Annotated in this window: 16 protein-coding genes and 1 pseudogene; 4 read left to right on the top strand and 13 right to left on the bottom strand. The window is 55.7% G+C overall.

Annotation, left to right across the window (positions count from 1 at the left end):
* From M7Q83_RS04655 to M7Q83_RS04635, 5 genes are all read right to left on the bottom strand, one after another.
* Nucleotides 1–264, bottom strand: a 264-nt coding sequence (locus tag M7Q83_RS04655; RefSeq protein ID WP_298335868.1) for a hypothetical protein, incomplete at its 3' end; no start/stop codon positions are given.
* Between the two features lie 124 nt (nt 265–388).
* The gene (locus tag M7Q83_RS04650; protein ID WP_298335866.1) at nt 389–1,468 is read right to left on the bottom strand and encodes a hypothetical protein; all 1,080 of its coding nucleotides are present in this window, start codon (nt 1,466–1,468) and stop codon (nt 389–391) included.
* Entirely contained in the window at nt 1,469–2,143 is a 675-nt protein-coding gene (locus M7Q83_RS04645) for an ABC transporter ATP-binding protein (RefSeq protein ID WP_298335864.1), read from the bottom strand.
* Nucleotides 2,134–3,189, bottom strand: a complete 1,056-nt coding sequence (locus tag M7Q83_RS04640) for a hypothetical protein (protein WP_298335862.1) — start codon at nt 3,187–3,189, stop codon at nt 2,134–2,136. Before M7Q83_RS04640 ends, M7Q83_RS04645 begins: the two co-directional genes overlap by 10 nt.
* Before the next feature lie 88 nt (nt 3,190–3,277).
* A complete protein-coding gene (locus M7Q83_RS04635; protein ID WP_298335860.1) occupies nt 3,278–3,994 on the bottom strand; it encodes a hypothetical protein in 717 nt (238 codons plus the stop codon).
* A 1,248-nt stretch (nt 3,995–5,242) separates the two neighbouring features.
* Between M7Q83_RS04635 and M7Q83_RS04630 the strand changes: the two genes are divergently transcribed.
* From M7Q83_RS04630 to M7Q83_RS04620, 3 genes are all read left to right on the top strand, one after another.
* The gene (locus M7Q83_RS04630; protein WP_298335858.1) at nt 5,243–5,461 is read left to right on the top strand and encodes an integrase core domain-containing protein; all 219 of its coding nucleotides are present in this window, start codon (nt 5,243–5,245) and stop codon (nt 5,459–5,461) included.
* 231 nt (nt 5,462–5,692) lie between these two features.
* Nucleotides 5,693–6,268 carry an RNA polymerase sigma factor gene (locus M7Q83_RS04625; protein ID WP_298335855.1) on the top strand — a complete coding sequence of 192 codons (576 nt, stop codon included), beginning with the start codon at nt 5,693–5,695 and terminating at the stop codon, nt 6,266–6,268.
* Between the two features lie 8 nt (nt 6,269–6,276).
* The gene (locus tag M7Q83_RS04620) at nt 6,277–7,026 is read left to right on the top strand and encodes a hypothetical protein (protein ID WP_298335853.1); all 750 of its coding nucleotides are present in this window, start codon (nt 6,277–6,279) and stop codon (nt 7,024–7,026) included.
* Nucleotides 7,027–7,104: 78 nt separating this feature from the next.
* On the opposite strand, the gene M7Q83_RS04615 is transcribed toward M7Q83_RS04620, so the two are convergent.
* Nucleotides 7,105–7,941, bottom strand: coding sequence for a hypothetical protein (locus M7Q83_RS04615; RefSeq protein ID WP_298335851.1), 837 nt, complete (start codon nt 7,939–7,941; stop codon nt 7,105–7,107).
* A gap of 521 nt (nt 7,942–8,462) precedes the next feature.
* Between M7Q83_RS04615 and M7Q83_RS04610 the strand changes: the two genes are divergently transcribed.
* On the top strand, nt 8,463–8,900 hold the full coding sequence (locus M7Q83_RS04610; RefSeq protein ID WP_298335849.1) for a Fic family protein: 438 nt from the start codon (nt 8,463–8,465) through the stop codon (nt 8,898–8,900).
* A gap of 944 nt (nt 8,901–9,844) precedes the next feature.
* Here M7Q83_RS04610 and M7Q83_RS04605 read toward each other — a convergent pair.
* The 7 genes and pseudogenes from M7Q83_RS04605 to M7Q83_RS04580 all read right to left on the bottom strand — a co-directional run.
* Nucleotides 9,845–10,663: a hypothetical protein gene (locus M7Q83_RS04605; RefSeq protein ID WP_298335847.1), complete on the bottom strand. Its 819-nt coding sequence runs from the start codon at nt 10,661–10,663 to the stop codon at nt 9,845–9,847.
* Nucleotides 10,664–10,665: 2 nt separating this feature from the next.
* Nucleotides 10,666–11,202 carry a hypothetical protein gene (locus tag M7Q83_RS04600; protein WP_298335845.1) on the bottom strand — a complete coding sequence of 179 codons (537 nt, stop codon included), beginning with the start codon at nt 11,200–11,202 and terminating at the stop codon, nt 10,666–10,668.
* Nucleotides 11,203–11,353: 151 nt separating this feature from the next.
* A complete protein-coding gene (locus tag M7Q83_RS04595) occupies nt 11,354–11,515 on the bottom strand; it encodes a hypothetical protein (RefSeq protein ID WP_298335843.1) in 162 nt (53 codons plus the stop codon).
* Between the two features lie 456 nt (nt 11,516–11,971).
* Nucleotides 11,972–12,202, bottom strand: coding sequence for an integrase core domain-containing protein (locus M7Q83_RS04590; RefSeq protein WP_366526369.1), 231 nt, complete (start codon nt 12,200–12,202; stop codon nt 11,972–11,974).
* Nucleotides 12,180–12,908 (bottom strand): IS3 family transposase, encoded by a 729-nt coding sequence (locus M7Q83_RS04585; protein WP_298335839.1) that lies wholly within the window; start codon nt 12,906–12,908, stop codon nt 12,180–12,182. The genes M7Q83_RS04590 and M7Q83_RS04585 overlap by 23 nt, the downstream gene beginning before the upstream one ends.
* A gap of 43 nt (nt 12,909–12,951) precedes the next feature.
* A pseudogene (locus M7Q83_RS14200) lies at nt 12,952–13,164 on the bottom strand (transposase); the annotation flags it as partial.
* Nucleotides 13,165–14,601: 1,437 nt separating this feature from the next.
* A partial coding sequence (locus tag M7Q83_RS04580; RefSeq protein ID WP_298335837.1) for a hypothetical protein occupies nt 14,602–14,842 on the bottom strand: 241 nt, incomplete at its 5' end.

Genomic DNA, 14,842 nt, shown 5'->3' with positions numbered 1-14,842 from the left:
CGCGAGGGTGAGTTCGGTGCGGCTCGCAGGGTGCCCACACAGCGAGGGTGAGGGAATATCGATGCCGGAGAGCACAACGATCTCGCCATAGCGGATCCAGCCGTTGTAACGGAACTCATAGGCCCCGCGGAGGATGAGCGCTTCAGCGAGGAGCCTCTTGGGAGAGGTTGTCTGGGGTATGTCGTAGTCTGAGATCGCGTCGTTGTGATAGGAGGCTTCTTTGCGCTCGATCTCATCCGGGGTGAGATTTGCTCGGATGATCAAGGGGTCGAGGATAACCGTCTAGCGATACAGAGCACATCCACAAGACCGCTTCACCTATCGCGCACCACGATGGGCTCTACCGACCATAGATCCACGCGTTAGGGAGGGACTCTAAACCGCGCCCCTAGCTAGCTCGCTGCTTCAGGAGGCCGACAAGGTTGTTGCGCACCAACCACACAAGTCCGAGGGGGCTAAGAGATAACGACACCAGGACTACCCGAGCGAGGGCAATGAGGCCAACTCGGTACTCGTCATAGGTTGCGTGAGAGAGAGCGCCGATAAAGAAGAACCAGGCTGTGGCCACCAGAGCACCGGACCAGAGGACGATATTGAGCTCGAGAAGCCTGACGATGGCGATCGCGGTTCTTGTCGATCCAGAGATGAGATAGACAGCAAGCTCATGTCGCCGCGCAAGCGACACGAGCAACAAGAAGAGGCCAACGATGATCCCACCCGCAATGAAGAGATACCTCGACTCCCTTGTGTTCCAGAGTTCTCCCGGGGTTGCCACCCCCTCCGAGTGAGGCACGAGTGTTCGAGTGGCCAAATTCGGGACGGAGGCGAACTGGGTCAACAACGTGCTAATACCTGTTGCATACGCACCAGGGGCGAACTGGACAAAGCACGCTGTCACGTACTTCATACCCGATCGGGGCAACAGTGCCACCCCTCCCATCTCAGGGTCACGGTTGCCAAGGGCAACGACTTGTGAGATGGGGTAGGTGTGGTTAGAGATGGAGATGTAACCACCGCTCCGGTCGCCCAGACTCGTAGCAAGTGACCGAGAAAGGATAACACCCGGTTTATAGGCCTGTTGTATGGAGGTGGTGGCGAGTGCTCCGACCGCGTTACCAACGGTGCTCGCTGCGAGGAAACCTTGGCTTGGTTCAGAGTTCGCATAGACCGTGTGGGTGGGACCGACACCTCCGGCTGCCACGACTCCGAGCTGACCATTCAGAGCAGTGCAGGTCCTTGCTGGGAGTACGGCACCGCCGGCTCCAGCAGTGACCTCGACGGTGGTATAGCCATCGGCGATAAGCCTTTGATAGGACGATGTGACCGATCGTGCAGTGAACAACTCGACTGACGACACCCCAAGTGCCACAAGGGCGACAATGAGGCCCACCAAGATGGAGGTCGTCGTTCGCGCGGTTACATTTCGAACGGCTTCTCCGAGGAGGTCGAATGGATGCCAAGACTGCACCTACACCACCAGTCTCCCGTCAGCCAATACCAGCTGACGATCACACCGTGCGGCGACGAGTGGATCATGGGTTGCCACTACGACGCTTTGGCCGCTGAGCTTGGCAGCCAGTAGGGCCTCAGTGACCATGCCGCTGTTGTGTCGATCAAGGTTGCCAGTGGGCTCGTCCGCCAAGATGATCGCCCTGGTGCCAACCAAGGCTCTTGCAACCGTCATTCTCTGGAGTTGACCACCAGAGAGTTCGGTTGCTTTGGCGTGAAGCCGCTCGCCAAGTCCCACCCTCGAAAGAGCCTCGCTCGCCAGTAGGTTCGACTCCTTTCTTGATAGGCCTTCGCTCATGAGCGCGATGGCCACGTTATCGATAGCTGTTCGACTCTCGAGACAGGCGGAATTTTGCAGCACCCATGCGAACAATGATCGTGCTAGCTCGTGGCCAGCGCTGCTCGTTCTCCAGGCATCATGACCGTCAACCTCGACGCTACCCTTCGTGGGTTTCATCAAGAGACCGAGGATGGAGAGAAGGGTGGACTTTCCAGATCCGCTCGGCCCAACCAGGGCCAACACCTCGCCAGGTTCTACCGTTAGATCGATGGCATCGATGACGGGTACCGAGGTGTGAGGGTAGGCATACGAGACCCCCGAGAAGGTAACTGTAGGGTAACTGGTTATGGGCATGACAGATCAGGACGTGCTGCGGCTGGGTTGACTAGGACCTTGCTGATAGACGGCGGTAGGCCAGTCACCTCAGTTTCTCCTGGTGGGCCCCCGATGGTATGCACGATGTGGGGAACAAAGTGCCCTCCACGTGGCGAGAAGATGCAGTTGGCACCCGTTTGACCGGTGACGACTGCGGTGTTTGGTACGGTCGGCAAGACGATTGGCTTCACCAGCCTTAGCGTACCGGTCAGGCTCGTAGCGTTGACTCCTACTGCGGCGGCGACTTTGGCGAGGCTTTGAGTGTCAGTCACTTGAAAACCAGCAGCCACCGGAACCGAGACTCCACCAGATGCCAAGAGCTCGTAACCACTGACACTCGCAGGAGGTGAGCTGACATCGAGACGAAAGGGATCGAGCGTCGTGGCAGCTTCGATCACGGGAGATCCTGGCGATGGCGCACTAAGGCCAACTGTTGCTACGACATGTGCTACGGTGACGCTTTGGGTGGGCATGAAGAGTACCCAGTTCGGATCAAAGGTGACCAGAGAGTCGATCGGAACGCCAGGGTCCAAGCGCTGTGCAAGTTTTGTAACGACCGCTTCAAGTGGTGCGTTAAAGACATCACCACTACCAACGTCACCGAGAGCGAGCGGTGCCAACGCTTCTCGTAAATAGGCAACGTCGGGACCAACCGAACCTGGACCAATCGGCGCGTAGAATGGCTCTACCGAATGGAGAGCAATCCGAGTGACGCCATTGACGGAGATAATGGGGTCACCGGTAGTGATGACCGCACCGGGGCGAGTGTCAAGCGCGGTGACAATACCTTGCCACCCTGGGGCCCTTAATCCTACCCCCTTGGACCAAGTCAGGTCCGCTCGCACCTGTTGTGCGTGATAATCCTGCGTAGTGGTTATCGGTGAGGTGATTGGTGATGGTGCAGGAGTGACGGAGGCAAGATTGTCGGGCACTGCTACCAGCACCACAGCGGTGCCAGCCACAGGGGCCACAATGCCAAGCGTGAGTAGCGTCCATGCAATGATACGACTGGATCGAACTGTCAAACTCTGGCACCTCGCTTATTCTGTCATCCGTCTCAACCTCCTCTCCAAAATGGCGCCCATCAAGAGGATGACTCACCGATGGGCACAACTAGGGCAGGGTGTTCACGAACTTGGAGTAGGTCTTAAAGCAGTCCGTGTATTCTTTGCGCTGTTCCTTGTTGAGGTAATCGAGTGCTCCCCTAGTGTCGATCGTTTCATGGATCTTGTAGTAACTGGCGTTTGAAGAAATATGAACGCCAGCAGACCGAAGGCAAGCAATGAAGGCCGGCTTCTCGGAGGCTAGTTGGGAAGAAGAAAGGCTTTGCTGTTGTATCCATCGAGCGTTGACTGTCGCCGCGTACCCGTACATACAATTGTCAACCTGCTCGAGCACGTGCGTGGTGCCGGGTGGTTGGGTTCCTTTGGGGGCATTTGCGGGAACTGGCTTCGTGTACTGACTCGGAATGCTAAGCCCAAGGCCCAGAATCGCGGTATCGTAAGGATCCTTGCTCATAGGTAACCTGAGCCCGGGCAACTCCTGAATTGCGCACGAGCGAGCAGCCTCTAGTGCAGCCACGTACTCGGAGTAGGTTATGGTCTTGTGGGCAAGAATGCGTTCTTGGAACGCGTTTGGTTTGGGGGGGTGATAGTTCGACGGCACAGGTCCAAAGGCGAGTGCGGCAAGGTTGGAGTTGACCGACGGGGGCGCCGGGGCATAGCCTCCTGTAGTTGTCGCCGACGACGAACCACAGGAGGCAAGCACCGCTCCAGCCAGCACTAGGAGTCCGAGCATCTGGCGAAGTTGATGAGGTGCTCTCATACTCACTAGTCTCCCCTATGACGTTGTAGTCGGAGCCACTGAGTTCGAGCTCTGGGTTTGACCGACGACAACCTTGGGGTAGGTACCGTCGATACCAATGGCGGTTGTTTCGCTTGTTTCCCAGAAACTGCCATTGTAGAAGTCACCGTAAAAGGTAGTGTCGGTCTCAGCATTGAAACCTCCGAAATCAAATCCAGGGCTGCTTGTCAGGCAACCCGACCCAATGTACTCACTAGGCGAATATTGGTTGAACGTATTGTTTCCATCCCACTCGTGTGCCTGGATATAAGGACCGCAGGGCTGCTGAAACCAAGTTCTACTTCCAGTGACTGAGAACCCGCTACCGTCGACGCTCGTGCATGTGTAACCAACACAGTTGGTGGCTGATGTCAGGGACATGCTAGTCGTCGCGACGCCTAACAGACCAACTCCCGCAGAGCAGAGAGCGACCACGACCCCCCCCTCGAACGATGTTCCGTACTTTCATCTTTCCCTCCTATGTTCTGGAGTTGCCGTTCCTATGGTCGGCAACTACGCCCTACCGTAGCGCATCTCGGCTACAGTTGCAACGGGTTTTAGACAAATACTGTTGGTATGTCATCCGTTCGAAGGACACGAGAGATGGATACACCGGAGGATCAGCGTGTGGGATTCGGATGTCAGGCCTCGAGTCTGGCCAGACGGGCCTCGATAGCCATGAGCGAGTTCTGCATTGCGCCCAGCACCTCTTCGAGTCTGGCAAGGAACGCGGGCATCTGGCGGTTCAGTTGGGCGGTGGCTGTGAGGGCAGTGTGGGTTTCACTTTCCAAGCGCGAGAAGATTTTCGGTGAGGGTGGGGTTGTGCCGCAGTTGCTGGGGACTGCTGGTGGTACGGCTAGGTCCGAGCAAGGCGCGTGGGTGCACGTTGAGGGATGCGTTATCCAACTGCTTGACTTCCACCTGGAGTGGTACTCCTCAGCGCCGTCGAGGGGATGACCCTGTGGGTTCTGGCGCTGGTGTCGCCGTAGGGGAGAAGCGTCTGGATGATGCCCTTACTCTTGAAAGTGAAACCTGCAATGCCTAGAGCTCAGAAATCGTATAGAGCCTCTACGCAGCGGTTTCCACCCTAAAATACTCCAATCGCACTTGGGTAACGTGCTGCCTACAGGGTCCCGGCACCCACGTAACTGTCAATAGGTCCGCCTAGCAGATACCCCTACTCGAGATTTCAACCCGCGGCCTGTCTGTGATGCTTGTTAGCATTGTCGAGGGATTATGGAGAATGGCACTTATTTCCTTCAAGATCTCAAACACCCACTCAACCATATCGAACTCTTCACCTCGGTCGCTGAGGCCGAGCTGTTGACCAACCAATACCGCGAGAGCTACAACACCACCCGAGCGCATAGCTCCCTTGGCTACTTGAGTCCTCATGAGTTCCTAGCCCTCGATGTGAGAGCCCAGCGGATGGTGCTTACTCGGTCAGCCAAGTAACGGAACTACAACGTGCGAAAACTACTTCCGAGCCGATGCAGCATAGGAACCAGAGGCTAGAATGGTAGGAGTCGTCTCACAAACGAAGTGGACCGAGTACGAGGGGCCTTCCAGGTACTGCGATGGCCTTGAGGTACGGAGGCTAGGAATCGAGCTGGTTCGTATCAAATGCGCTCCCTGCGGACATTACAAGATGTGTACCTTGGCCGCGACTACAATTCGAGGAGCATTTTGGAGGAGCGCGATGAGACGCTGTGGTATTGCAGTCTCGAGGGCGACGGTGAGGCGTTTGGCTTGTTGTTCAACAGGCATCGAGAGCGGGTGTTTCGTCATGCATGTCGGCTGACGCAGTCCCGTGAGGACGCTGAGGATGTCGTTGGCTCTGCATTTCTTGAGCTCTGGCGACGTCGAACACAGGTCCGATTGGTGAGCGGATCGATGCTGCCGTGGCTACTAGTCACTACTACGAATCTTTGCCGCAACTCCCGGCGCGGTACTCGCCGGTACCGCCAGATGCTGGAGCGACTCCCACGCGAGGGAAAGGCACCCGATGTTGCTGAGGCCGCCTTGGCTGCCGGCGTCGACACACGTCTCGGTACAGAAATACGCGCTCTCAAAAAGACGGACGCGCAGTTGATCGCCCTTGTTGCTCTCGAAGGCTACTCCATCAATGAGGCCGCAGAACTGCTCGAATTGAGTCAAGCTTCTACACGAGCACGCCTCCATCGCGCTCGTGCCAGGCTTAGGCAGCGATTAGGCGATCAGGTCCTTCGCGAAGATCCAGACGATCAGGGAGACAACAAGTGACGGAACAGATGGACGAGACATATGCGGCCGCACTCCGCTCGCTTCTTGTCGCTCAAGTCGAGCAGACAAGCATCCCAACCTGGTCGTCTGCCCGCTTGAAGCGATGGCTGACTGGCGCCGGTGTAGTGCTCGCCGCCCTCGTAGCCGGCGGTGGCATTGCCTACGCGGCGGGGGTCTTCTCAATCCCTGGAGGAGAAGTCGCGACACCTCTCGCTACCCCGGTGCAACGAAGCGGCAGCGGAGACCAGACCGTGAATCTCGGTAGAAGGCCAACTGGAGCGAACGCGGTTACGGTTGACTTTACCTGTCTTACGGCAGGGAGGTTCGTCTTGTCCAACGGAGCGTCGCTAGCTTGTAACGGACCAGATCCGGGCCCAGTAATCGAGCAGATCCCGCTCGCGACTGGACAGGACAGCATCACCATCTCGACAAGCCCGGGGGCTCGCTGGCAGCTGACGGCGACTTACGCGATAGTCAAGACCACCTTATGGAGCGTGAATGCAAGCCACCAGACCTATGGTGCGATCAACCAAAATGGCACTCCCGACCTCGTAGCCGTGATCGGGACTAACGGTCGTGCTGGGTATGTGTACGCCAGCCAACTCAACGCGCCTGCGCCCACAACGACTAGCCAAGCGATCGCCGGGAACCATGCTCCTCCGAGGGCGCTAAATGTCTACGAATCAAACGGGAAGACAGTTATCGGTAAGTTTGTGGTCAGTACGCCAGTACCCATCGCGAACACAACCCCGAACTAGACTCCGCTCCTGCGAAACTGACCACGTTGGGTTGTCTGTTGAATCTCCAACGCAACGAGTGGCTGATGAAAGCGCGCGCTAAAGCAACTTGTTTGGTGAGTCTGAGCTCGAATAGGTGTAGTAACCGTCGCCATTATAGGCGCGAGACAGCCCCGAGCTGTAGTAGTAGCCAGCACCACAGACTGCCGCGGGCCGGTAAACCGCATCTTCAATGCCGGCCGCCGAACCGTCGTTGTAGTACCACGACGACTCTTCGCAGAGATCGCCATCGTCCGCAAAGACACGCGCCAGTATCCCCATGTAGCCACTAGGTGCGTTATCGTGCTCGTCTGTATTGACGGAAATGTCACCGTAGGAACCAGCCGAACCAGTGCTGAAGACAATGCAGCTTTGGTTGTTATAGTTCCAGCCCTTTACCGGCCCGTAATACGAAACGTCGCCGCAGGAGCCTGAGCTCGTGTTCGTATCCAATTCTGCGGTACTCGTGTTTGGGTTCTGGCCGGGTACGATCGCGAAAGTGCCGAGCACGGTTGCTCCGTCCTGCGCATACAGAGGAATTGTGTCTGTTCGCGTTTGGCTCATCCAAGCGATGGCCGCCAGAGGCGAGTTCACGTTATAGCCCGTTGCAGCATCGAGTTGTGAGCTGCGGACATAGCCAGATACAAGGCTACCATCGTTTGCTGTGCCGATCGCCGCTATGAGATCCGGCTCCTGAGCTACTGTGAATCCGGCGGCAGAGCCGTAGGTTTCGCCGATGGCATTTATCGGATAGTTTACGCCGATGGCTGCGGCAACAAGCCGTGCCGGGCTGAGATATGGGGTGGAAGCCGATAGCGCCATTCCCATACTCAAACTACTGAGTGAGGCAGCTCCCAACAGGACCGATCCCGACTTGATGATTACTTTCAATCTCATGAAGCTCCTTTCGTAAACAGCTCGCCCCTGGTCGGCAACTACGCCTTAACGTAGCGCATCTCGGCTACGGTTGCAACGAGTTTTAGACAAAGATTGTTGATATGTCATCCGTTCAATGGACACGAGGGGATGGATACACCGGAGGATCAGCGTGTGGGATTCGGGTGTCAGGCCTCACGTCCGGACAGGCGGGTCTCAATTGAGGCGAGGGTTTGGTTGGTTGTGCCGAGGACCTCTTCGAGTCTGGCAAGGAACGCGGGCATCTGGCTGTTGAGTTGGGCCATGTGCGGGGAGTATAGTGGTTAAGCAAGAGGAGTGAGGAGCAACATGAACGCTAGAGTTCAGAGCGATGGTAGACGCGTGCCGCTAGTTAGCGCTCCAATTCAAACAGGTGACATTAGCGTTATTGTAGAGTCAGATACGAACGCATGTGAGGTAACTCTTCGTCAAGAAGATTTTGAGGCGTGGCTCGATGACTTTCGTAATCGCTACGCAGGGATGCTCGAATACTTGCAAAGTCATTGATTCGTCCTTCGCTGGCTCTGATTGTCATCATCAATACCTCAGTCAGGGACCCGGATGAGTTTTTCGACGATGAAGACGATCTAGACCGAGTCGAAAGAGTACTTCAGGCTTCAGAGAACATCTCCGATCCCATCTTGTTGGCTGGCTTGTTGATGAGTCGATTAGCGCGGTCACAAGCATTCACGGAGGGCAACAAGCGAACAGCACTAGCTGTTGCCCATTTTGTGCTGCAAGCCAATGGTTACGATCCAGAAATATACATACCGCCGGACGATACCCGAATCAGCGATTATCTTCTCCTCGCTGCTCGTGGAGACAATGTTGAACAGGAAATCATCGGCGTTATGACGAGCAATGCCGGGGTACTTCGAGCTGGTCAGGAAACGTCGGTCCCAAGATCCCAACGTGGTTTCGGCTTTGGCAGTGTGACATAGATGTTCAACGTCCCCATTGGGTACACCAGGTCGGATCACAGTGGTTCGTTAATTTCCTTGGTGATCGCGTGAATGGGCTTCGAGTCTGGCCAGGACAGCATCTGGCGGTTCAGTTGGGCGGTGGCTGTGAGGGCAGTGTGGGTTTCACTTTCCAAGCGCGAGAGGGTCACTGGTAAGGGGGGGTTGTGCAGCAGTTGCTGGGGACCGATACTGAGACCTAGGGGTGGAGCTTGGATTATGGAAGCCCTTGCGGTCACCGCTGAACAGCAGAGAAGACCGGACTGACGACCCCCAGCCGTTCTAAGTTGTAGAATATAGTGAACCAGCTACTGTCCCAGTCATCAATGCTGAATCCTCAGCGTCCAACTTTCCTGGTTGTCACCGACCTTGTAACCCGGAGTGTAATGCGGTGGAAGCCATAACGCCGAAATGATTAGCAGTCGTGTTCTCGACCGCTGCGCAGCACTCAACTTGATAGCAACAGATCTCCCCTCCAATCTAATACAACCACTCGCGGATCGATCACGTAGCAGACTGGCAACGCCGCTCGATACTAGAGAAGCGTTCGTAGCGGGAATTCCTTGCCTCGGACGCGACCAGGTGAGTGCTGTCACGCGTAGGGTCACCGAAGGTGCGTACGGGCTGAAGGAAAAGATGAAAGGGCTCCCGGAAGACAGGGAGAGAGTGCCGGCCGTTTGACCAGCTGTTGCCCTCGAACGCATCACCCCTAGCCCAGTCGAACTCTGCCATCGCCACGACTGTGCTGGAATAACCCTACGATCATTGACTATGAGATCCGGTTTTACCTCCGGAATACCGGCGAGATAGTAAAGAGTTGGGCTTGCATGTTGAACTCGGTCATGGCCGCAAGCACCGAGCTGGAAGGCCCATCAGAATTATGAGGAGCACTGTTCTGCCCAACCTGGCTATCATGACGCCCTTAGTTAGATGCCAAGGTCGAAAGCGTCAGCCGAAATCGCCCCATTGATACGAAGCGAGGTAACCGCTAGATCCCACGTCCTCCCATCCAACTCTTCCTTGGCGATCCTCCGTATAAATCCAGTCTCCATATCAACCCACAGTTGGAAAAACGTGGCATCATCGGTCACCTCCTGGTCACCATTCCACTCTGCCCCTGCGTACCACTGTTTGCATCTGGGTTCTAGCATCGGCCTGGTTTGGTCAGGAACTTCATGGATCCAGTTCTCTCGTGTGGCCAACACATGTGCAAAGTGGTCGCGATCGCCAAGGATGCCATCGATGTATTGACTATCGCTGTTGAGTACAAGATTGAAATTGCAGACCCAGAGTTGGGGAGCACTCCAATACCACAGCTGTGCATTCTCTCGTGCCGAAAGGTAGGGACGTCCAGCCCCGACCCCGCGGACGAACCACTCACCCTGTCGCGCTAGCGCTTCTGCACGCGTGCCGGTGTTAACCATGACGCCGTCCGTGCGGAATGCATACCTATCACCGTTTACCACAAAAGAATGAGGGTGGCGGGGTGCCTTATAGAACCCTTCCCCACCGTGTTCGGGTAACTCCTCGTCGAGGCGCCACAGGTCGGGAGCCTTCCACCACGCACTCGAGTGATAGACGGGAATATCACGCACTGTTTGGGTAGAGTCCTTCGATGGGTCATTGAGACTTGCAGACCAGACTGGTAGGTGTTTCTCCAGAAAGTGGATCTCCACTGACTCGACCCCTGACCACGCATGAAACATGCGTTCTCGCACCTGCTCAAGCTGAGACGGTAGCGACATTGTTAGGCACCCCCCAAACAGAGCGCCGGAGTCGTACCCGTACAGGATACGTAGGTGTTGAGGTAGGAATTCGACGACGCCTGGTAGGTGTTGTTGACATAGGCGTACCCACTGGTCCCGTAGTAAGGGAGCGTATTGAGAGGAGCGTTCTCACAATCAAAGTTGGACTGCGGGGCGACGATGCTACTCACATTCGTCTCGACCTGTGAAACCCCTGGCGCTTGGGCCACCCATTGTCCAGAGACACCTCCATCTCCGGTGGGGACTTCGGTGAGTACATACAGTGTCGCAATTGCCTGAAGTGTGCTAGCAGAGTCACTACACCCGACATAGGTATGGGTATCAACGAAGAGGCGCCCCTGCCTCAGGTAGTACTTCGATATGTGTGGCTGCGCTACCGTTACCGAACAGCTGAATCCAGGATTTCGCACAATCAGTGGACTCTGACTAGCTGACAACGCGGCCGTTGATCCGAGCATTGCCATCAATCCACAGGCCGTTATTGCAACTCCGCCCCGGACGATGTTCCGTACTTTCATTTTTCCTTCCTATGTTGTGGAGTTACCGTTCCTATGGTCGGCAACTACGGCTTAACATAGCTCGTCTCGCCAACGGTTGCAACGAGTTTTAGGCAAATACTGTTGGCATGTCATCCGTTCGATGGACACGGGAGATGGACTTGTCGCAAGATTACTCGCTCAGTCGGGCTTCAAGCCTGGCTAACCGGACTTCGATTGAGGCGAGGGTTTGGTTGGTTATACCGAGGATCTCTTCGACTCTGGCAAGGAACGTGGGCATCTGCCGATTCAGTTGGGCGGTGGCCTCAAGGGTGGCTTGGATGTCACTTTCCAAGCACGAGAACATCCTTGGTGAGGATGGGATTGTGCAGCAGATACTGGGGACTACTCGTGGTGGGGATGAGTGAAGGGCGGCTTGTTTTACGTTGAGAGAAGCGTTATCGAACAACCTGACTTCTGCTTGGAGTGGTACCACCCCTCTGAACCGCCGGTGGCCTTAGGTCTTTGCGCTGGTCTCGCCGCAGACGAGAAGCGTCTGGATGATACCCTTCTTGTTAAGGACGAACACTATCCGGTCCCAGGCACCCTAATGAACCGGGCATAAGGGTCAGACCTATCCAGGCAGATGTCAGCAGAGCCGTTTCTTAACTCGTCGTCCCAAGCATCGAAAGGTCATCTCATTCTGAGACGCGTGGTCCGTAGCGTTTTCCCCATATCTCTACTTGGAAGGCCCCTCGTACCCGGTCCACTTCGTTTGTGAGACGACTCCTGTCATTCTAGCCTCTGGTCCCTATGCTGCTTCGACTCGGAAGTGGTTGTGAGCGTAGAAGTTCCGGTACTTGGCCGACCGAGTAAGCACCATCCTCTGGGCTCTCACATCGAGGGCCAAGAACTCATGAGGACTCAAGTATCCAAGGGAGCTGTGCGCTCGGGTGTGGTTGTAGGTCTCGCGGTATTGGTTGGTCAACAGCTCGGCCTCAGCGACCGAGGTGAAGAGCTCACCGTTGGCAGAGTTCGTCACGAAGTCTCGAGTTAAACGACTCACACTTTCCATTCTGCCAGGGTGATCCTGGGTCAATAAAGTAAAGGGTGACCCCCATCTCGTTGGCCCAGTGCGAGAGAGCATGCGAGATGAACTCTGGTCCGTTGTCCATTCTGATGTAGACGGGCACTCCACGCTCGGCCACGATCCCATCGAGGGCCGAGATGACCCCATCGGCATCGATGGAACGATCGACAAGCGTTGCTAGGTACTCTCTCGAGTACTCGTCGATGATGTTGAGGAGTTTCAACACCTTTGTGTCCTGGGTCTGATCGAACTGAAAGTCCATCGCCCAGGTGACATTGGCATCAATTGGGTGATGAGCTCCCATTGGGACTCCGTGACCTGCTCGTTTGTTCTTGCGTTTGCGAAAAGGGACCTTGAGTCCCGCCTCCCTCCACAGACGATGAACCCTCTTTAGGTTCACTTGGTAACCAGCTTCTAAGACCGCCCGGTAGGCCTTGCGGTATCCCTGGCGAGGATTGGCGAGGGCAAAGGTGCGTAAGATCTCAGTGATCTCAGCGTCGGTGTTGTCCTCTCGCTGTTTGGGGATCAATCGTTGGGTGGATCGTGGTTGACCGGTGACCGCACAGGCTCTTCTCTCGGAGACCCCGAACCGCTGGCGCAACAACTTCACAGCGTTGCGCCGACGGTCCGGGGTCAGAAGCTTCCCGCGAGCCTTCATCCTTTGACATGGCCTTGTCGAGTGTCAAGTCTGCCACCATGATCTTGAGCCTTCGGTTCTCTGCCTCGAGCTCTTTCAGGCGCTTCATGTCAGGACCCTTCATTCCGCCATACGTACTCTTCCATCGGTACCAAGTAGTCTCGGTGATGCCGAAACTGCGAACAACCTCTGCTATGGTTTTGCCCTCGTTCAACATCTTGTCGCCCTCGGCGAGTTTTGTGATGACTTGTTCTGGTGTATGTCGCTTGCTCTTCATGTGATTTCCTCCCGTATCTATTATGGTCGGTCCTCTCACATTCAAGGTGGTTCATCTGAGGTGGATCACTCCATACTCTCTTCGATCCAAGGGAAACCCGGGTTCCGTAGTGTGAGTAGTTTCAAAGTACAGATTTGGGAAAGAGATATGCTGGACCTATGGTCCCAACTATCAATACTGAATACTCAGCGTCCAACTTCCTGGATCTCAATTAGTGACTGCCACACCAACCGATCCCTGCGGGTCCACAACTGCCACTGTCCAACGCGTTCCCTTCGTTGCCGTGATAGTAATCTTCGTTGGCCAGGGTTGCTTTGCGGGGGTGGTGACCATGAAACCTCCACCGCCGCTGGAGTGACAGTATGGATTATCGCTCTCGCCACCCGGTGAGACCCTGACGGATAAGATCCCGCTTCCAACGCACGCCGCGTTAATACCCAGGAGCCCACCGGGAACGTATCGCGGGTTCCTGGGAGCTAGATAGACCTGATTCAGCTCGATAGTCTTGGACCCGTTGCCTGTTCCAGTATAAAACACCACTGCATCATGGCTGGCTGGAATCAACTTGGGGAGGGATGCCGAAGAGGAGATCCCACAACTCGCGAGGACGCCGAACATGACCAACGAGGAAAGAGCAAAAAGCAAGCTTTCTAACAGGTGACGACTAGGTACTACGGGAGACCCTTTGACAGGGCCAGCTGGTTTAGTAGGTTCCGACATAGCGATAAGTCGCGGTATCGCGGCGCTGCACAGTGTTTGCTTGGTGCCCCGCCCAATAATCACAACCTTGTTCCGTGCACAAACGATATTGGTCGACTACGTAATGTTGCCAGTATTCGGAACCAGCCTGGACCGGACCATAGCCCCCCGCAGGGACCTCAACAGAGAAACTACTGCTCGCTCCTTCAGAGTATGACCACGTTACGCTAAAACCGAGCAATGCCGAGATATCTTCGGTCGGAACCTCAGATGTACCCCCACTGAAACCTGCACTCACCGTAACTGTTTGAGAACAGCCATAGCTAGCTGGAATTGATTCAGGCTGAACATAGTTACAGTCTTGCCAATCACCGGCGTATTGCCCCTGGTAAACATTTTCTATGTTACGGTACTCGTAAAAATAGTTCTCGTTCTGTGGCTCTAGCCCTGAAGCAGATGTCACACTGGGCTGCGGCTGAGCTACGGTAGATTCATTCGCCGTCAATCCCATCCCAGTCCCAACACTAACGAGTCCAAGACTCAGGGCTACGACTGCCCCCCCCTCGAACCATGTTCCGTACTTTCATTTTTCCCTCCTATGTTGTGGAGTTACCGTTCCTATGGTCGGCAACTACGTCTTACTGTAGCGCATCTCACCAACGGTAGCAACGAGTTTTAGGCAAATACTGTTGGTATGTCATCCGTCCGATGGACACGGGAGATGGACTTGTCGCAAGGTTACTCGCTCAGTCGGGCTTCAAGCCTGGCTAACCGGACTTCGATTGAGGCGAGGGTTTGGTTGGTTATACCGAGGACCTCTTCGAGTCGGGCGAGGAACGTGGGCATCTGGCGGTTCAGCTGGGCGGTGGCCTCGAGGGTGGCTTGGGTTTCACTCCCCTCCTCTCCCTTGGCGATGACGGTGTCGAGTAGGGCGACGGTGGCCCATATCGGGTGATCATCGGGCAAGCCTTGCATTTGG

It is taken from the genome of Ferrimicrobium sp., from assembly GCF_027364955.1.
GTDB lineage: Bacteria > Actinomycetota > Acidimicrobiia > Acidimicrobiales > Acidimicrobiaceae > Ferrimicrobium.
This window is presented reverse-complemented; position numbering and strand designations above follow the sequence as displayed.